The organism is Alcanivorax profundi (assembly GCF_003597125.1).
GTDB lineage: Bacteria > Pseudomonadota > Gammaproteobacteria > Pseudomonadales > Alcanivoracaceae > Alcanivorax > Alcanivorax profundi.
The window spans coordinates 1-446 of record NZ_QYYA01000118.1; the positions used below are offsets into that span (position 1 = coordinate 1).

At 50.9% G+C, this 446-nt stretch carries 1 protein-coding gene; it reads left to right on the forward strand.

From position 1 onward, the window contains the following. Nucleotides 1-446: triose-phosphate isomerase (gene tpiA, locus D4A39_RS19215; protein ID WP_119918598.1), on the forward strand; the 446-nt coding region annotated here is incomplete at both ends.

A 446-nucleotide genomic window follows, 5' to 3' on the forward strand; every position in this document is an offset into this window, starting at 1 on the left:
GAAAACTGCGCAGACAAGGCTAAGGGTGCTTTCACAGGTGAGGTTTCAGCTGAGATGGTAAAGAGCACAGGTGCTCAGTATGTTATCCTCGGCCACTCAGAGCGTCGTCAGTACTATGGCGAGACAGCAGAGATCTTGAAGGAGAAGGTAGAGTTGGCTTTGGCTAACGGTTTGAAGGTTATCTTCTGCTGCGGTGAGACTCTCGAGGAGCGTGAGGCAGAGAAGCAGAACGAGGTTGTAAAGGCTGAGTTGGAAGGTTCAGTATTCCACTTGAGCGCTGACGCTTGGAAGAACATCATCCTTGCTTACGAGCCAATCTGGGCTATCGGTACAGGTAAGACTGCTACTTCTGACCAGGCTGAAGAGATGTTGGCATACATCCGCTCTATCGTAGCAGAGAAGTATGGCAACGAGGCTGCTGAGGAGACATCAATCCTCTACGGTGG